Genomic DNA, 16,615 nt, shown 5'->3' on the forward strand with positions numbered 1-16,615 from the left:
GGGTGTTTTTCCGTTTGCCCTCGCGGGGCCTTCAGGCACAATGGCGGCATGGGCAAGCGACGTGAAGCCCGCGAGCGAGCGGTCCAATTCCTGTTTCAATATGACTTGAACCCGCCGGACGATCTGGAGGCGGCGTTGGAGCTGTTTTGGCAATCCCAGCGTCAGGCCCTGCTCGAGCAGGAGCATGGCAAGGCGACGTGGGGCGAGAGCCGGCCCCTGCCGCCGCCCACGGCGGAGGAGCTGGAGGTGCGCGCCTTTGCCGATCCCTTGATTCGCGGGGCCATTGCCCATCGGGACGAGGCCGACGCGCTCATCCGCAAGTTTTGCAAGAATTGGGATTTGCGCCGGATCGCGGCGGTGGACCGCAACATCATGCGGCTGGCCATCTACGAGATGTTGTATCGGGAGGACATCCCCCCCGTGGTCAGCATCAATGAGGCGGTGGACATTGCCAAGAAGTTCTCCACGCAGGACAGCGGCAAGTTTGTGAACGGCATTCTGGACAAGGTCAAGGGCGAGATCCTGCGTCCCGCCCGGCAGGTGATGGCCCGCCCGGGGCGAGGCGAGGATTGAGCGGACGTTTTTCCATGATAATTTAAGCGCAGGCATGTTTGCGGATCTGCATCTACACAGCGCGTTCTCCGATGGCACCTTCAGCCCCGAGCAACTGGCTCAGGAAGGCCATCAACGCGGGTTGGCGGTGCTGGCGTTGACTGACCATGACACCATGGAGGGCTGCGCCCGCCTGGCTGCGGCCTGTCAGGCCCTGGCCATGGAATGCATTTCCGGCACCGAACTGACCGCTGAACTTGACGGCGCGGAGCTCCACATCCTGGGTTACTTTTTGCAGGCCGACGATCCCCACCTGCGCGCCGAAATGAGCAAATTCCAAAATGTGCGCCAGGACCGCATCCGCGAGATGGTCAGCCGCCTGAACGAGCTGGGCATTCCCCTGGAGGCCGAGGCGGTATTCAAGCTGGCCAACTGCCGTTCGCCGGGCCGCCCGCACGTGGGCCGGGCGCTGGTGGAAGCCGGTTTCTGTGCAAGTCAGGAGGAGGCGTTTGAGCGGTTTCTCAAACGCAACCGGCCGGCGTGGGTGCCGAAATTTCGCATGAGCGCGCTGGAAACCATTCAGTTGATCCACCGCGCCGGCGGGGTGGCGGTGCTGGCTCATCCCGGCCTCAACCGCTCGGACGACGTCATTGAGCCGCTGGTGGAGGCGGGCCTTGACGGCCTGGAATGTTACCACAGCCGGCACTCCCCCGCCACCAGCGAGCATTACGTGCAGATGGCCGAGCGCCTCGAGCTGCTCATCACCGGCGGCTCTGATTGTCACGGCTTCAACAAAGGGCGGCCCCTGATCGGCACCATCAAGCTGCCCTACAGCCACGTGGAGGAGATGCGCGCCGTGGCCAACCAGCGCCGCTCCCGCCTGCGCATGGCCGGGGTCTGAGTGCGGGAGCCCCAGTTTTTTCTCCGCCAAACGGATTCGCGAAGGAACAACACATGGGTTTTTTTGACAAAATCAAGGCCGGTCTCAAAAAGACCACCGATCAACTGGTTCATGAAATCAAGCGCATCGTCACCGGCTCGCCGCGGTTGACCGGCAGCTCGCTGGAGGAACTGGAGGCGGCCCTGCTGGGCGCGGATTTGGGCGTGGCCATGACCCAGCAGATCATCGCGGCGGTCAAAAAGGCCTACGAAACCCAGGGCGGTGCCGGTGTGGACGTTTTCTCCATCGCGGCGCGCGAGGTGGCCGCCAGTCTGAACGCCGCCAATCCCGGTTTGAAGCGGATGCCCGGCCTCACGGTGGTGACCCTGGTGGGCGTGAACGGCACCGGCAAAACCACCACCGCCGCCAAGCTGGCCTGGCGCGTCCAGCAGGAAAACCTGCGTCCGATGCTCGCCGCCTGCGACACCTTTCGCGCCGCCGCGGTGGAGCAGCTCAAGTTGTGGGGACAGCGGCTGCAGGCGCCGGTGATTGCCGGCGCCCATGGCGCCGACCCGGCCGCCGTGGCTCATGACGCCGTCACTGCCGCCCTGGCCCAGAAAATGGATTATCTTTTCGTGGACACGGCGGGGCGCCAGCACACCCGGCACAATTTGATGCAGGAACTGCAGAAGGTGCACCGGGTCATCGGCCGCAAAATGGAGGGTGCCCCGCACGAAGTGCTGCTGGTGCTGGACGGCAGCACCGGCACCAACGCCCTGCTGCAGGCGCGGGAATTTTCCAAAGCCGTCCCCGTGACCGGTTTGGTGGTCACCAAGCTGGATGGCACCAGCAAAGGCGGCATGGTGGTGGCCATCCAGAAGGAATTGGGACTGCCCGTGAAGTTTGTGGGAGTGGGCGAACAACCGGATGATCTGCAGCCGTTTGATCCCCAACAGTTTGCCGAGGCGCTGTTCATGATCAAGGGCTGACGCCACAGATTGGCGCATGAATCCAACGCCAGAGGACTTGAAGTTTATGCGCCACGCGCTGCAGCTCGCAGCGCGGGGACGCGGCTGCACCTCCCCCAATCCGATGGTGGGAGCGGTCCTGGTGCGCGGCGGGCGGGTTCTGGGTCAGGGCTGGCATCATCGTGCCGGGGCGCCGCACGCTGAAGTGGAAGCCCTGCAGGCGGCGCGGGAAGCCGGGCTTTCCCCACGCGGGGCCACCCTGTATGTCACCTTGGAGCCTTGCTGCACCACCGGGCGCACCCCCCCCTGCACGGAAGCCATCATCCAGGCGGGCATTCGGCGGGTGGTGGTGGCGGCCACCGATCCCAACCCCGCTCACGCCGGCCGCGGCTATGCGGTGCTGCGGCAGGCGGGCATCCGGGTGGATGCTCCGGTGCTCGCAGAGCAGGCCGCGCGTTTGAACTGGGCGTTTAATCACTGGGTGGTGCAGGGCACGCCGGCCATCACCGTCAAGGCGGCCATGACCCTGGACGGCAAGCTGGCCGATGCTCGCGGCCAGTCCCGGTGGATTACGGGCGAACGAGCGCGTGCCCAGGGGATGAAACTCCGGGCGGCGCACGATGCGATTGTGGTGGGGGTGAACACCGTGCTGGCGGATGATCCGGCGTTGACCCTGCGCGCTCCCCAGCTCCGGCGACGTTTGCATCCCTGGCGGCGCATTATTTTAGATCCGCAAGCCCGTACGCCCGTCTCGGCGCGGGTGCTGCAACCCGCGGAACATACGGAGACAATCCTGGTGGTGGGCCCAAAGGCGCCGAAAAAACGCCTCGCCGAACTTGCCGCCTGCGCCGTGGTTTGGGAAATGCCGCTGACCCCGCAGGGATTTGATTTGCTCCAACTTTTGCGGCGGCTGGGGGCCATGGAAATCACCGCCTTGCTGGTGGAAGGCGGCGGGGAAACGCAGGCAGCATTTTTGTTGCAAGGGTGGGCGCAGCGCGTTGCCTTCTTCTACGCCCCGATCATCTTGGGCGGGCATGCCTCCCGGCGCGCCGTGGCGGGTCAGGGGGCGGCCGGATGGAATGAGGTGCTGCACTTGAAACATTGCCGTTGGCGGCGGCTGGGGCAGGACTGGTTGCTGGAGGCGGAAGTGGCCGTCCGCCCGGAGGACCCTTCGTGACGGTGGGAATCAGCCGCGCAAGGAGATTTGGCCGGGAGGCAGGCCCGACTTTGCTGGGGCAGCACCTTTAGGACTTGAGTGCGCGGGGTTTCATGGCTTTATTGAGGGCTATGCGAATGTGGAAGCATTTTAAGGTTGTTTATCACAGTTTGATGGCGGCTCTACTGGTCTTGCTGGTGGCCTCGGTATGGGCCGCCGCCCAGACGGCCACCAATCCGGCGCCGGCCGCCACCAACACCGTGGCGGCCGCGGAGCACACCAGCGACACCCTCGATGCGTTGAGCAGCAAGCTGGGGGTGAATCGGGATTTTCTGCTAAGTTTTGGCCTCGACCAGTACGAAACGCTGCGCCATCCCTTTTTGGGGCATCCGTTGTGGAAATACTTTGCGTCGCTGATATACATCTGCCTGGCTTGGCTGGCCTCCAAGGGGGTGGATTTCATCTTTCAGAAACTGCTGCGGCGGTGGACGGAAAAAACGGAGACCAAGCTGGATGATTTGCTGGTGGACCTGTTCAAAGGCCCGGTCAAGATCATCGTCTTTGTGATTTTGATGCATGTGGGCCTTAATGTTTTCGACTGGCCCGCGTGGGTTTCCAAATATCTGTCCAAGGGCTTGAAGCTGACCATTGCCTGGAGCATCACCTACATGGCGGTGCGGGCGGTGGACGTGTTCATGCGGCACCTGCAGCAGCGCGTGCAGGAGGAGGATCGCGAGTTCAACGCCCAGCTTTTTCCGGTCATCCGCAAAACCCTCAAGGTCTTCATCGTGTTGGTGGCGATTCTGGTGACCGCGCAAAACCTGGACTTCCAGATCACCGGCATGCTGGCCTCCCTGTCCATCGGCGGCCTCGCCCTCGGTCTGGCGGCGCAGGACACCCTGGCCAATTTATTCGGCGCGGTCTCGATTTTTGCCGACAAGCCTTTCCGCATCGGAGACCGCATCACGATGGACGGCATTGATGGGAACGTTGAGACGATCGGCCTGCGCAGCACGCGCGTCCGCAACCTGGACGGGCACCTGATAACCGTGCCCAACAAAACCATTGCCAACGCCACGATCACCAACATCTCGCGCCGGCCCAGCATCCGTACGTTGATGTACATCAGCATCACCTACAACACGCCGCCGGAGCGCATTCAACTGGCCACGGATATCCTGAAGGAGGTCTATACCAAGCATCCCATGACGGCGGATTTGATTGTGGCCTTCCAGAAATTCAACTCCTACTCGCTGGATATTCTGGTGGTGCACTGGTGGAAAGGCGTGGTTTATCGCGAGTATGTGGAGGGGATGCATCACCTCAACCTGGAAGTCAAACGCCGCTTTGACGCGGCCGGCATCGAGTTTGCCTTCCCCACCCAGACGCTGTACCTCAACCAGGTCGGGGGGCCGCCTCCACCCGTCCCGCCGCCTCCGCCTACGCCGGCGGCGGTTACTTGAAGAAGATCAGGCGCAGCCCCATGATCACCAGCAGGCCGCCAAAGGCGCGCTTGAGGTTGTCCACCGTCATCTGGTGGGCGATCCACACACCGAAGTAACTCCCCACCAGGGCGGTGGGGATGATCATCCATGCCGTGCCCCAATGGATGTTGCTCAAGAGGGGATCCGGTTTGTAATGCCGCCAGGCGCCAATCAGGGCCGTGGGGATCATGATGACCAGCGAGGTGCCGATGGCCTGTTTGATGTCCCGGATCGGCGGGCTGAGAAAGAACAGCATGGCCGGCACCATGATGATGCCGCCGCCCACGCCAAACATCCCGCTGATGATGCCGGTCACCAGCCCGATCAGGCCTGCCGCTAAATATTGCATAGGCTGCTGTATGCCCTGAGCCGCCACTGCCCGCAACCGCAAAATCCGCCACCCTTGGCTTACCATGGCAGCCCCAGACTGCCTGCCCGGCTCGCTTAGGCAAGGCGGGCTGGCGGCCCCCTTTCACCCCCTCGGAGTGCGCTCAGCCGCCGTTGCAAAACCCCGGCGGAGGCTTACATTAAAACAGGCAGCCTGCCGGATTTGCATCATCTACCATGGCGGAAGACGAAACGATTGTGGGCACCGTGGAAGAGACGGCCTCCCGCACGGTCCCGGAGGAGGCTGCCGGCCCGGGGCAGGGCGGCGACCGGTGGTTGTGCGTGATGTGCCATCAACCGGTGGCGCGGGAAGGGGATCGTTTCACCTTTTTCGGCGCGTCCGAACATTCTTTTGTCAACCCTTCCGGCATCCGATTTCACATTTTGCTTTTTGGGCAGGTGAGCGGCTGTTTGAACGTGGGAACGCCCACCCTGCAGCACACCTGGTTTCCCGGCTGCGCCTGGTCCTACTGCCTGTGTGGAAGCTGCCGCAGTCATTTGGGCTGGTTTTACACGGGGTTGAACTCGTTTGTGGCCTTGATCCGGGAGCGGATCGTGCGCGCCTCCCTGGTGCACAACTAGCCGCGCGCGCCGAACCCCGGCGCGGGTGACATTTACGCAACGATGGCACCCATGGGTTGTCTAACCATTTGCAAAAATCGGGCGGATGTCTATCTTTGCCCATGATTCAGTTATTGGACATTTCGGCGGCGCCCCCGGTTGTGGGGATGGAAATGAAAGCCCGGCAGCCCATGCATGACAAGCAGAGCGAGCGCGACCACCGGCAGTTGCGGATTGACAAGGTGGGCGTGCGCGGCCTGCGGTTTCCAGTGCAGGTGTTGGACAAGGCGCGGACCTTGCAAAACACCATCGCCACCATTGGGATGTTTGTGGACCTGCCCAAGGAGTTTAAGGGCACCCACATGAGCCGCTTCATCGAGGTGCTCAATGCCCACGGCAGCGTGGTGCACGTCGAAAACATCCCGGACATTCTCTACGCCATGCAGAAGCGGCTCCACGCCGAAACGGCCCATTTGGAAATGGAATTTCCCTACTTCATGGTCAAGCGCGCCCCGGTCTCCGGCCTGCCGGGGGTGATGGACTACACCGCGCGATTTGACGCGGCGGCGTGCGGCAAGGAGATTGATTTCGTGCTGACGGTGAAGGTGCCGGTGACGACGTTGTGCCCCTGTTCCAAGGCCATCAGTCAATACGGCGCGCACAATCAGCGTGGCCTGGTCACCGTCGCCCTGCGCTCCACCGCCACGGTATGGATTGAGGATGTGATTGAAATGGTGGAGCAGTCCGCCAGCTCGGAATTGTACGCGCTGCTCAAGCGCCAGGACGAGAAGGCGGTGACGGAGCGGGCCTACGAAAACCCGGTGTTTGTGGAGGATCTGGTGCGCAATGTGGTGGTGCGGCTCAATGCCCGCCAGGAAATCACCTGGTACAAGGTGGAGGCGGAAAATTACGAGAGCATCCACAACCACAACGCCTACGCGTGCATCGAAAAGGGCTGAGCCACGCCCGTTCCCCCTCCGCCGGCTTGCCAATTTTTGTTGAAGGCCGGGCAAAATAGCGTTTGCCAAAGCCCACACTTGGCCTACCATAAACCTCCCTTGCCGGGGACAACGGCAGCAACAAGCTATTTATGAGTCAAAAAACCTATAATATCGCAGTAATTGGTGGTGATGGCACCGGGCCGGAAGTCGTGCGCGAGGCCATCAAGGTGTTGGATGCCGCCGCGCCCAAGTTCAACCTCAAGTTGAATTACACCTACTACGACATCGGCGGCGAGCGCTACCTCAAAACCGGCGAAGTGCTGCCTGACAGCGTGCTGGCGGAGCTGCGGCAGTTTCCTGCGATTTTGCTGGGCGCCATCGGGCATCCGGGGGTGAAGCCGGGCATTCTGGAGAAGGGGATTTTGTTGCGCACTCGTTTTGAACTGGAGCAATACATCAACCTGCGCCCCGTCAAGCTGTACGACGAGCGCTTCTGCCCCTTGAAGGACAAGAAGCCGGAGGACATTGATTTTGTGGTGGTGCGCGAGAACAACGAAGGCTTGTACACCGGCGCGGGCGGTTTTGTGTTCAAAGGCACCCCCAATGAAATTGCGGTGCAGGAAAGCATCAACACCCGGCGCGGCGTGGAGCGCTGCCTGCGGTTTGCCTTTGATTACGCGCTGAAACGCCGCGGCGGTCAGCCGTGGCGTGGCCTCAAACACGAGGAGGTGAAGGAGGGCAAGACCGCGCAGCTTACCTTGTGCGGCAAGACCAACGTGCTCACCTACGCCTTCGATTTGTGGGAGCGCGCCTTCCACGAGGTGGGCCGGGAATACCCGAAGGTCAAGCGCGATTACACCCACGTGGACGCCACGACCATGTGGTTTGTCAAGAATCCGGAGTGGTTTGATGTGATTGTCACGGACAACATGTTTGGCGACATCATCACCGATCTGGGCGCCATGATCCAGGGCGGCATGGGCATTGCCGCCGGCGGCAATATCAATCCGCAGGGCACAAGCATGTTTGAACCGATTGGCGGCAGCGCCCCCAAATACACCGGCATGAATGTCATCAACCCCCTGGCTGCCATTTGCGCGGGGCAGATGATGCTGGATTTCCTGGGCGAAACCAGGGCCGCTGCGGCCATTGAGGCCGCCGTCATCAAGGTGGTGCGCGAGAAGCTCAAGAGCCTGGCCGCCGGCCGCATGGGCTACAGCACCACGGAAGTTGGCGATCTGGTGGCCGGCGCCATCTAAGCGCCTCAGTTCATTTCCCACTAGAGGCCGTCCCCGGCGGGGACGGCCTTTTTGTTTCTTTACAAGAGAGGGAGGCAAACCAGGTTTATCTCATCGCGCCCAGAATTGCCGCCTGGGGGCTGCACAAAAAAACGCCCGCCGGAGCGGCGGGCGTGGGCTAAAAAGTGGGGGCCTTTCCCGGCTTACAAGCCGAGGTTGGCGTTCACATTGTCCCAGTCAATGTAGTTCATGAACTCGTCAATGTACGCCGCACGGGCGGTGTAGAAGTCGGCATAATAGGCGTGTTCGTACACGTCGAGGGCCAGGATGGGCTTCACGCCCCACACGGGGAAGGTGTTTTGCGCGTCGCCGATGTAATTGAACAGGAGGCCGGTCTTCGGATCGTAGCCGGTCCACACCCAGCCGCGGGCGGCGATGCCGGTGGCCTTGAGGTCTTTCTTGAAAGCCTCAAAACTGCCGAAGCTCTGCCGGATCAGCTCCGCCACCTTGCCGGTGGGTTCACCGCCCTTGCCGCCGAGGTTCATGAAATAAATCTCATGATTGATGACCCCGCCCAGAGCAAAGGTCAGGTCCACCTTCCGGGAGCGAATCTCGCTGTAAATCTGATTGGCATGGGCCGGGTTGGCCGGATCCAGGGTGGCGGCCAGCGCCTCCAGCTCCTTCAGGATGGCGTTGGTTTTGTTCACATAGCCCGTGTAGAGCTTGAGGTGTTCTTCGTGGGTTTTATCGGAAATCTTGCCGGTTTTGCCTTTGACTTTGGCCAGCAGCATTTCCTGTTTGTTGGGGTATTGATAAGCCATAGGTTGTTTTCGTTTGTTTAAGTCCTGTTTAACTTCTCTCCGTTGCAATATAGATGCGTTGGCGGTGGGCGCAAGGCCCGGAACGTCACTTTTTCAGTGCCTGCACGGCGGCGGTCATTTCCTCCAGATGCGTTTCCGCCTTGGGCGTGTCAGTGATGTGCCGGATCACTCCGTCCCGGCTGATCAGGAAACTTACGCGCCGCGCCATTTTCTGGCCGGGAATGCGTGCGCCAAAGGCATCCGCAATTTTGCCCTCGGGATCGGTCAACAGGGTGAAATTGAGCTGGTGATCCGCCATGAATTTTTGATGACTTTCGGCGGAGTCGAAGCTTACCCCCACCACGGTGACGCCGGCTTTTTGCAAGTCGGGCATCCGATCGCGCAGCCCGCAAGCCTGACGGGTGCAGCCGGGGGTATTGTCTTTAGGATAAAAATATAGCAAGACAGGGCCTTGTTTGAGGTGATCGGCCAGCTTCCATTCTTTGCCCTGGTGATCCTTGCCCACCACTGCAGGCGCCAGATCGCCCACTTTCAGGGGGGCCTCGGCGGCGAGCACGGCAGCGGCGGCCAGCCCGGCCGAGAACACTGAGACGATCCATTTTTTCATGGCTGATTAAGACAGTTTCACTCCAGTCCGACCGGGCAAGGTAGCTTAACTTGCCCCGAGGTCAAAACTGGTCCCGGCCGGAACGGGCCAACTTTCGCAACATCTGATATTTGAGGAAAGTTTCCCGGGCGCAGAGCGCGGCGATGCGCCAGCCCTGGGGGCCGTCAAGGAAACCGGCGCGCAGGAGGTAACCGCGCAACCAGCGGAAAGCGGCATGATAATAGGGCGCCAACGGTCCAGCGGTGCGGCCGGCGGCGCGCTGGGACTCCGCCCACAAGCGGGCGTAATGCTCGCCGCGGGCACGATGATCGGCGGCGTCTTTGAAGGAGTAATGATAAAGGTCTCCCTGCAGGTGCCGCACCTCCCCCTCGACTTCCAGGCGCTCATGCACCTGCCCCCCCACGAAGCGGGCGCGCTCCTTGCGAAACAGCCGCACCAGCCGGTCCGGGTACCAATCCCCGTGCCGAATCCAGCGGCCCTCGTAATACACGCAGCGCGGCATGTCATATCCCGCCACAGCGGGCGGCGGCTCGCCAGTTTTCAGGGCGCGGATTTCCTCCGCCAGCCGGGGCGAAAGGGCTTCGTCGGCATCCAGGCTCATGACCCACGGTGAGCCGGCCAGGGAAAGCGCCAGGTTTTTCTGGCCAACATATCCCAGCCACGCGTGGGGCACCCAATGGGCCCCATATTGCCGGGCAATGTGCTCCGTGCGATCGGTGCTGCCGGAGTCCACAATGACAATTTCCTCCACCAGCCCGGCACTGCTGGCGAGGCATCGCGGCAGGTTGGCCTCCTCATTCAGGGTGATGATGCAGAGCGAGATTTTCATGCGGGGCGTTCTTGGGCGGCCTGCATCAGCACGGCGAGCGTGTGTTGCACATTGGTCTCCAGACTGAGCCGGGAGGCTTCCACTTGCACGCGAATCCGGCGCTCAGCCCAGTGCGTCATCGCCCGGGCCAGCCCGGCCACATCATCGGAGCGCGGCAACACCGTGCCGGTGCGGCCCTCCTCCACGATTTCTGCCGCGCCATTCCAGCGGGAGGTGATCACGGGGAGGCCGGCGGCCAGCGCTTCAAAGATGACGTTGGCCGAGGGCTCATAAAGGGGGGGCAGCACAAAAACATCTGCGCCGGCATAGGCGTGCTCCAAATCGGCCAGCGGCCCCGTGAACACCACTTGCCGAGGGGACGGCCACGGCACCCGCCCTTTGCCGGCCACCACCAGCCGCCAGTGCTGGCGGCGGGCGCAGGCAAACGCTTCCAACACCCATTGCAAGCCTTTGCGCTCCCAGCCCGAGCCGGCGAAGAGCAGCACAAAGGCATCTGCTGGAAGCTGCCACTGTTGGCGGAAACGCGCCCGATCGCCGCGTTGAAAGCGATGCACTTCCACGCCGTTGCGGATCAGGTGGATGCGGTTGTCAGGAAAAGCGAAATGCGCCAGAATCTCCTGCCGCACCATGTCGGAATTGACGATCACCCGGCCGGTATTTTGCGGGTTGAAGACATCCTCTTCCAGGGCGAGCAGGCGCCGGTGAAAGGCGCTGCGGCCAATCCACCAGCGCTTCCACCAGGGCGCCATCGCCCGGCGCCGCTCCAGCCAGACGCGGTGCACGCCGTCGCCGGCACGATATACATCCTGCCGCAACGTGCGCTCGAGGCTGAACACGCAGTCGTAGTTTTCCCGGGCCAGGGCGGCCTGCACCGCCCGGGCAAAACGCAGGGGGCGTTCGGCGCGCCCACCCCCCACCTCCACCGGATGAATGATGAAGCGGCCCTTTTCCTCGGGGGAGGCAGGCCAGCGCTCGGCGTAAAGATGCACTTCGTGCCCGGCGGCCCCCAGCGCCTGGCAGAGCCGCTGCGTGTACAGCTCGGCTCCGCCGGTGGCGGCAAACTGACGGCGTATGAGGGCCAGTTTCATCCGGGCAGATGACGCTGATAAAGCTGCTCCAGTTGGTCGAGCATGTGCTCGAGGCTGTGGTGTTTCACCACCATCTCCCGCCCGCGCCGGCACATGGCGCGGGTGATCTCGGGCTGGGCCAGGGTCTCACGAATGGCCTGCGCCAGCGCCGCCGCGTTACCGGCCGGAAAGATGCGGCCGGTTTCACCGGGCCGGATGATCTCCGGCGTGCCGCCGACATCGCTGCCAATGACCGGCGTCTCACAGGCCAGGGCCTGCAGGCCGATTTGCGGCACGCCTTCATGCCGGGTGGAGGCGATCACCAGCACGTCCAGGGCCCGCAACACCTCGGGCACGTCCTCGCGATGGCCGGTCAGCACCACCTGCTGTTGCAACTGTAATTCGGCGATTTGCGCCTCAATTTGGTAACGAATGGGGCCTTCGCCCACGATGACAAAACGGGCGGGGAACCCGGCGTCCACCAGTTGCCGGGCGGCCTGCAGGAAGGTGGCGTGGCCTTTCCAGGAGCGCAGCACGGAAACCATGCCCACCAATGGCGGAGTTGTCGCCGCCGGGATCAGGGCGGCTTTGGGGCCTGCAGGCGAAAACCGTTGCACATCGATGCCGGTGGGAATGGTGGTGACCCGCTCCGCCGGCAGGTCAAACAAGGCGCGAAAATGCGCCGCGATCTTTTCGCTGGTGGTCAGCACGTGGTCCGCCAGCGTGGTGAAAGCATGGCGGCTCAGCCAGGCATGGGGATAGTCCACGTCAATGTGGCGGGTGCGCACGATGAACGGGACCCGCGCCAGCCGGCCGGCGATGCCCAGCAGCCAGCCGTCGCGGGAGCTGTGGGGGTTGAGCACCTCGATGCGGTTTGCTTTGAGCCATCGCGCCCACTGTATGGCCCGCCAGGGAAACGCCAGCCGCGACAAGCGCAGCGGGACCACCGGAATCCCGGCCTCCCGGGCGCGGCAGTAGAGGCAGCTTTCCGGCGGCGCCAGGAGCCACACCTGCGCGCCGCGGCGGGCAAAGCCGGTCAATTCCGCCAGCACGCGATGCTCCTGGCCGCCCCAGCCCAGCGAGACCTCGGAATGGGCAATGCGCCAGGGGCGGTGTACGGTAGTGGATGACGCCGTCGTCGGCATGTGCGCCGCCAGTTTTAGCCGGCGCCGCCGTGAAATCAAAGTCAAACCTGCCCGGCGGCTGCGGGGGGAGGGCCTCCCTTGACGCAGGGAGGCCTTTTTGGCTTATTGTGGGAAACTTGAGGGAACAACGGTCTAAGGAAGGAGTTGAGGGATATGAGCGAGAAACATCAATTTCAGGCGGAAATCCAGCAGTTGCTGGATATAGTGATTCATTCGTTGTACACCGACCGCGAGATTTTTCTGCGGGAGCTGATCTCCAACGCGGCCGATGCCTGCGAGCGGCTGCGGTTTATCCAGACCTCCGGGGAGGCCCTGCATCAACCGGAGCTTCCCCTGGGCATCCGCATCGAGACCGATGAAAAGGCGGGCACGGTCACCATCACGGACACAGGCGATGGCATGACCCAGGCTGAGCTGGTGGAAAACCTGGGCACCATTGCGCATTCCGGCACCCGCGCCTTCCTGCAGCAACTGGCGCGCGAGAAGCAGGCCGACACCCACCTCATCGGCCAGTTTGGCGTGGGCTTTTATTCGGCCTTCATGGTGGCCGGCAAGGTGGTGGTCCGCACCCGCTCCTGGCGTCCCCAGGAAACCGGGTGGCAATGGGCCAGTGAAGGGGCGCAAGGCTACGAGCTGGAGCCGGTGGCCGATTTGCCCCGCGGCACCGCCATCACGCTGCACCTGAAGGAGGATGCCCGGGGCTTCGCGAAGCCGGACGAAATCGAGCGCCTCATCAAGCGCTACTCGAATTTCATCCAGTATCCCATCGAGCTGAACGGCAAACGCATCAACACCATCCAGGCACTCTGGAGCCGGCAGAAAAACGAGATCAAGGAGGAGGAATATACCGAGTTCTACAAATTTGTGGCGCACGATTTCGACGCGCCGCTGCTGCGGCTGCACTTCACGGCCGACGCGCCGCTGGCCATCCAGGCGCTATTGTTTGTGCCCAAACACAATTGGGAGGTTCTGGGTCTGGGCCGCACCGAGCCGGGTGTGCATTTGTACTGCAAAAAAGTGCTCATCCAGAGCAAACCCCGGGAGCTGCTGCCCGAGTGGCTGCGGTTTTTGCGGGGGGTGGTGGACAGCGAGGACCTGCCGCTGCACATCTCGCGGGAGTCCATGCAGGACACCGCCCTGATGAAAAAGCTGGGGAGGGTCCTCACCGGCCGCTTCCTGAAGTTCCTGGAAGAACTGGCGGAGAAAGAGCCGGAGCGGTACAAGGAATTTTATGCAACCTACCAGCGTTTCCTCAAGGAAGGCGTGGTGACGGACCATGAGCATCAGCCGGCCCTGGGGCGGCTGCTGCGGTTTGAATCGTCAGCCCTTGCGGCCGGCGAGACCACCGCGCTGGCGGATTACGTGAAACGCATGCCGCAGGACCAGAAAGAGATCTACTTTCTGGGGGCCGCCTCCCGCAAGGCGGCGGAGGCCAGCCCGTACTTTGAGGTCTTCAAGGCCCGGCAGCGTGAGGTGTTGTTCCTCTATGATCCCTGGGATGAATTGGTGCTGGACCATCTGCGGGAGTTTGAGGGCAAGACCCTGGTCTCCGCAGAAAAGGCCAGTTTGGCGCTGGAAACGCCCCCGCCGGCGGGCGAGGCTTTGAGCGAAGCCGAAGGCAGGGAGCTGGCGGAATGGTGCAAGCAGGTGCTGGGCGAGGAAGTGGAAAAGGTGGAGATGTCCGCCCGCCTGGTGGACAGCCCGGCGGCTGTGGTGGACCCGGCGCGGCTGGTGACTTCGACCATGCGCCGCTTGTTGCGGGCCATGCACCAGGAGGAGGGCGGGGCGCCAAAACTCAACCTGGAGCTCAACCCGCGGCATCCGCTGGTGCGTCGGCTGAATGAATTGCGCCGCCAGGATGCGGCGCTGGCGGAGCTGGTGGCGCGCCAGCTTCTGGACAATGCGCGCATTGCGGCAGGTTTGTTGGAAGAGCCGGCGGCCATGCTGCAACGCCTGAATCAGTTGCTGGAGAAAACGCTGGGGCCAAAATGAGTCACACCTCCCTGCGCCCCTTCTTCAAGGCGTCTAGGCGGCGGATGAATGAGCGGCGGGGCGGCGGCGTCCATTAACAAGGAACGCCGCTGCCTCGCAGCGCCCTTGCCGTGCGCAGTGGGGCGGGATAATGTCAGGCGAACAGTCGAACTACAGCGTGCAACAACAGGGTATTATGGTTATGCAAAGACGGAATGGGTTGGCGATTCTGGTGGGGGTGGCGGCGGGTGTGCTGGCTCTGGCAGCGGCGCAAAACGGCCCGTGGGTCTCCTTGTTTGACGGCCAGACGCTCAAGGGCTGGGTGCAGCGCGGCGGCAAGGCCCTTTATGAAGTGAAGGACGGGGTGATTGAGGGCACCACGGTGGCCGGCACGCCCAACAGCTTCCTCTGCACCGAAAAGGAATACGGCGACTTTGAGCTGGAGCTGGAGCTGAAAGTGGATCCCCGGCTCAATTCCGGCATCCAGATTCGCTCCCAGTGTTTTGACAAGGACACCACGGTGGAATGGCAGGGCAAGACCCTCAAAATCCCCGCCAAGCGGGTGCATGGTTATCAGGTGGAAGTGGATCCCTCGGCGCGCGCGTGGAGCGGAGGAATCTATGATGAAGGCCGCCGGGGCTGGCTGCAGGATCTCAAGGACAAACCCGAGGCACGCAAGGCCTTCAAAACCAACGACTGGAATCATTATCGCATCCTTTGCCAGGGCAGCTCGATCAAGACCTGGATCAACGGCGTGCCTGCGGCGGATTTGCAGGACAGCATGACCCCCAAAGGATTTATCGCTCTGCAAGTGCACGGGCACAAGGAGTCGGGTTTGAAAGTCATGTGGCGAAACATCCGCCTGAAGGAATTTTAAGCCCCCTGCCGGGAGCACTACGACCCTTTAAGAAAAACCATCATGAAACGCATGCCTCAACTTATTAACGGCCGCAGTCTTCTGGCTGTGGGTTTGTTGGCGGGATCTCTCTGGTTCGCTGCGGCGGCCGAGAATCCTTTCCTGGGCCGCTGGGCCTTGACCATCCCCGGCGGCGGCGCCGGCTGGCTGGGCGTGGTGGAAGAGCAGGGACAGTTGAAATCCTCCATCCTCTGGGGCGGCGGCAGTGTGGTGCCGGTGACCAGCACCAGGCTGGAGGGTGACGCCCTGGTGCTGACGCGGGTCTATGAGCGCCGTCGCAAAGACCCCAACACCGGCCAGAATGTCACGGAAAAAAGCGTGGAAACCATCACCGCCAAGGTCAAAGGGGACCAGATGGATTTAAGCATCGTCCGGCAGGAACCCAACGGCAAGGTGAGCAGCCCCTCGGCGTTCACCGGCAAACGCATCCCGCCCCTGCCGCCCAAACCGGATTTGGCCAAGCTGAAATTCGGGCAGCCCATCCGGCTGTTCAACGGCAAGGATTTGACTGGCTGGCAACTCATCCACGGCAAGGACAACGGATGGAGCGTGGTGGACGGCAAGCTCATCAACAACCCGGTGCAAGTGGAGGGCCAGCCGCATAAGAATTATGGCAACCTCCGCACCGTGCAGGAATTTGAGGACTTCCGCCTGACGCTGGAGGTCATGGTGGAGAAAGGCGGCAACAGCGGCATTTACCTGCGCGGCATCTACGAGGTGCAGGTGGCCGAGACCTACGGCCGGCCGGTGGACTCGCACAACATGGGCGCCATTTACAGCCGCATCACGCCCAAGGTGGCCGCAGAACGGCCGCCGGGCGAGTGGCAGACGCTGGACATCACGCTGGTGAACCGGCACGTCACGGTGATCCTCAACGGCCAGAAGATTATTGATAACGAGCCGCTGCTCGGTTGCACCGGCGGGGCGCTGTGGTCAGATGAATTTCGCCCCGGCCCGATCTACCTGCAGGGCGATCACACCAAGGCGGAGTACCGGAACATCGTGCTGACGCCCATCCTCAAATAATCCCGGTCTCTTAAAAATTTGGACAACACAGCCGGTGGGTGGTGGTTACTCAATCACCACCCACCA

At 62.4% G+C, this 16,615-nt stretch carries 17 protein-coding genes; 11 read left to right on the forward strand and 6 right to left on the reverse strand.

Going from position 1 to position 16,615, the window contains the following annotated elements; genetic code table 11:
* Nucleotides 1–48: 48 nt before the first annotated feature.
* From nusB to N3J91_09070, 5 genes are all read left to right on the forward strand, one after another.
* A complete protein-coding gene (gene nusB / locus N3J91_09050; protein MCX8156578.1) occupies nucleotides 49–573 on the forward strand; it encodes a transcription antitermination factor NusB in 525 nt (174 codons plus the stop codon).
* Nucleotides 574–607: 34 nt separating this feature from the next.
* On the forward strand, nucleotides 608–1,453 hold the full coding sequence (locus tag N3J91_09055; GenBank protein MCX8156579.1) for a PHP domain-containing protein: 846 nt from the start codon (nucleotides 608–610) through the stop codon (nucleotides 1,451–1,453).
* Nucleotides 1,454–1,506: 53 nt separating this feature from the next.
* Complete coding sequence (gene ftsY / locus N3J91_09060; GenBank protein MCX8156580.1) at nucleotides 1,507–2,421, forward strand: signal recognition particle-docking protein FtsY; 915 nt, start codon at nucleotides 1,507–1,509, stop codon at nucleotides 2,419–2,421.
* 16 nt (nucleotides 2,422–2,437) lie between these two features.
* Complete coding sequence (gene ribD / locus N3J91_09065) at nucleotides 2,438–3,577, forward strand: bifunctional diaminohydroxyphosphoribosylaminopyrimidine deaminase/5-amino-6-(5-phosphoribosylamino)uracil reductase RibD (GenBank protein MCX8156581.1); 1,140 nt, start codon at nucleotides 2,438–2,440, stop codon at nucleotides 3,575–3,577.
* Between the two features lie 152 nt (nucleotides 3,578–3,729).
* The gene (locus tag N3J91_09070) at nucleotides 3,730–5,019 is read left to right on the forward strand and encodes a mechanosensitive ion channel family protein (protein ID MCX8156582.1); all 1,290 of its coding nucleotides are present in this window, start codon (nucleotides 3,730–3,732) and stop codon (nucleotides 5,017–5,019) included.
* Here N3J91_09070 and N3J91_09075 read toward each other — a convergent pair.
* A complete protein-coding gene (locus tag N3J91_09075) occupies nucleotides 5,012–5,389 on the reverse strand; it encodes a sulfite exporter TauE/SafE family protein (protein MCX8156583.1) in 378 nt (125 codons plus the stop codon). The genes N3J91_09070 and N3J91_09075 overlap by 8 nt on opposite strands.
* A gap of 215 nt (nucleotides 5,390–5,604) precedes the next feature.
* On the opposite strand from N3J91_09075, the gene N3J91_09080 reads away from it, so the two are divergent.
* From N3J91_09080 to N3J91_09090, 3 genes are all read left to right on the forward strand, one after another.
* Entirely contained in the window at nucleotides 5,605–6,009 is a 405-nt protein-coding gene (locus N3J91_09080) for a cereblon family protein (protein MCX8156584.1), read from the forward strand.
* 152 nt (nucleotides 6,010–6,161) lie between these two features.
* Nucleotides 6,162–6,947, forward strand: coding sequence for a GTP cyclohydrolase FolE2 (gene folE2 / locus N3J91_09085; protein ID MCX8156585.1), 786 nt, complete (start codon nucleotides 6,162–6,164; stop codon nucleotides 6,945–6,947).
* 131 nt (nucleotides 6,948–7,078) lie between these two features.
* The gene (locus N3J91_09090; GenBank protein MCX8156586.1) at nucleotides 7,079–8,188 is read left to right on the forward strand and encodes a 3-isopropylmalate dehydrogenase; all 1,110 of its coding nucleotides are present in this window, start codon (nucleotides 7,079–7,081) and stop codon (nucleotides 8,186–8,188) included.
* Between the two features lie 182 nt (nucleotides 8,189–8,370).
* Here N3J91_09090 and N3J91_09095 read toward each other — a convergent pair whose 3' ends face one another.
* The 5 genes from N3J91_09095 to N3J91_09115 form a co-directional block, all read right to left on the reverse strand.
* On the reverse strand, nucleotides 8,371–8,988 hold the full coding sequence (locus tag N3J91_09095) for a Fe-Mn family superoxide dismutase (GenBank protein ID MCX8156587.1): 618 nt from the start codon (nucleotides 8,986–8,988) through the stop codon (nucleotides 8,371–8,373).
* A gap of 85 nt (nucleotides 8,989–9,073) precedes the next feature.
* Entirely contained in the window at nucleotides 9,074–9,595 is a 522-nt protein-coding gene (locus tag N3J91_09100; GenBank protein ID MCX8156588.1) for a peroxiredoxin, read from the reverse strand.
* Between the two features lie 61 nt (nucleotides 9,596–9,656).
* A complete protein-coding gene (locus N3J91_09105) occupies nucleotides 9,657–10,424 on the reverse strand; it encodes a glycosyltransferase family 2 protein (protein ID MCX8156589.1) in 768 nt (255 codons plus the stop codon).
* Nucleotides 10,421–11,512 (reverse strand): glycosyltransferase family 4 protein, encoded by a 1,092-nt coding sequence (locus N3J91_09110; GenBank protein MCX8156590.1) that lies wholly within the window; start codon nucleotides 11,510–11,512, stop codon nucleotides 10,421–10,423. Before N3J91_09110 ends, N3J91_09105 begins: the two co-directional genes overlap by 4 nt.
* On the reverse strand, nucleotides 11,509–12,636 hold the full coding sequence (locus N3J91_09115) for a glycosyltransferase family 4 protein (GenBank protein ID MCX8156591.1): 1,128 nt from the start codon (nucleotides 12,634–12,636) through the stop codon (nucleotides 11,509–11,511). The genes N3J91_09110 and N3J91_09115 overlap by 4 nt, the downstream gene beginning before the upstream one ends.
* A 153-nt stretch (nucleotides 12,637–12,789) precedes the next feature.
* Between N3J91_09115 and htpG the strand changes: the two genes are divergently transcribed.
* The 3 genes from htpG (at nucleotide 12,790) to N3J91_09130 (ending at nucleotide 16,549) form a co-directional block, all read left to right on the forward strand.
* Nucleotides 12,790–14,628, forward strand: a complete 1,839-nt coding sequence (gene htpG, locus N3J91_09120) for a molecular chaperone HtpG (GenBank protein ID MCX8156592.1) — start codon at nucleotides 12,790–12,792, stop codon at nucleotides 14,626–14,628.
* A gap of 181 nt (nucleotides 14,629–14,809) precedes the next feature.
* Complete coding sequence (locus tag N3J91_09125; GenBank protein ID MCX8156593.1) at nucleotides 14,810–15,484, forward strand: DUF1080 domain-containing protein; 675 nt, start codon at nucleotides 14,810–14,812, stop codon at nucleotides 15,482–15,484.
* A gap of 51 nt (nucleotides 15,485–15,535) precedes the next feature.
* Nucleotides 15,536–16,549 (forward strand): DUF1080 domain-containing protein, encoded by a 1,014-nt coding sequence (locus N3J91_09130; protein ID MCX8156594.1) that lies wholly within the window; start codon nucleotides 15,536–15,538, stop codon nucleotides 16,547–16,549.
* Nucleotides 16,550–16,615 lie beyond the last annotated feature (66 nt).

It is taken from the genome of Verrucomicrobiia bacterium (genome assembly GCA_026414565.1).
Classification (GTDB): domain Bacteria; phylum Verrucomicrobiota; class Verrucomicrobiia; order Limisphaerales; family Fontisphaeraceae; genus Fontisphaera.

Bases quoted from the DNA above. Each gene is read 5' to 3' on its own strand.
- N3J91_09110 (MCX8156590.1), bottom strand. From the start codon at position 11,512: ATGAAACTGGCCCTCATACGCCGTCAGTTTGCCGCCACCGGCGGAGCC.
- N3J91_09105 (MCX8156589.1), bottom strand. From the start codon at position 10,424: ATGAAAATCTCGCTCTGCATCATCACCCTGAATGAGGAGGCCAACCTG.
- nusB (MCX8156578.1), top strand. From the start codon at position 49: ATGGGCAAGCGACGTGAAGCCCGCGAGCGAGCGGTCCAATTCCTGTTT.
- ftsY (MCX8156580.1), top strand. From the start codon at position 1,507: ATGGGTTTTTTTGACAAAATCAAGGCCGGTCTCAAAAAGACCACCGAT.
- N3J91_09095 (MCX8156587.1), bottom strand. From the start codon at position 8,988: ATGGCTTATCAATACCCCAACAAACAGGAAATGCTGCTGGCCAAAGTC.
- N3J91_09100 (MCX8156588.1), bottom strand. From the start codon at position 9,595: ATGAAAAAATGGATCGTCTCAGTGTTCTCGGCCGGGCTGGCCGCCGCT.
- N3J91_09125 (MCX8156593.1), top strand. From the start codon at position 14,810: ATGCAAAGACGGAATGGGTTGGCGATTCTGGTGGGGGTGGCGGCGGGT.
- folE2 (MCX8156585.1), top strand. From the start codon at position 6,162: ATGAAAGCCCGGCAGCCCATGCATGACAAGCAGAGCGAGCGCGACCAC.
- N3J91_09080 (MCX8156584.1), top strand. From the start codon at position 5,605: ATGGCGGAAGACGAAACGATTGTGGGCACCGTGGAAGAGACGGCCTCC.
- N3J91_09075 (MCX8156583.1), bottom strand. From the start codon at position 5,389: ATGCAATATTTAGCGGCAGGCCTGATCGGGCTGGTGACCGGCATCATC.
- ribD (MCX8156581.1), top strand. From the start codon at position 2,438: ATGAATCCAACGCCAGAGGACTTGAAGTTTATGCGCCACGCGCTGCAG.
- N3J91_09130 (MCX8156594.1), top strand. From the start codon at position 15,536: ATGCCTCAACTTATTAACGGCCGCAGTCTTCTGGCTGTGGGTTTGTTG.
- N3J91_09055 (MCX8156579.1), top strand. From the start codon at position 608: ATGTTTGCGGATCTGCATCTACACAGCGCGTTCTCCGATGGCACCTTC.
- N3J91_09115 (MCX8156591.1), bottom strand. From the start codon at position 12,636: ATGCCGACGACGGCGTCATCCACTACCGTACACCGCCCCTGGCGCATT.
- htpG (MCX8156592.1), top strand. From the start codon at position 12,790: ATGAGCGAGAAACATCAATTTCAGGCGGAAATCCAGCAGTTGCTGGAT.
- N3J91_09070 (MCX8156582.1), top strand. From the start codon at position 3,730: ATGGCGGCTCTACTGGTCTTGCTGGTGGCCTCGGTATGGGCCGCCGCC.
- N3J91_09090 (MCX8156586.1), top strand. From the start codon at position 7,079: ATGAGTCAAAAAACCTATAATATCGCAGTAATTGGTGGTGATGGCACC.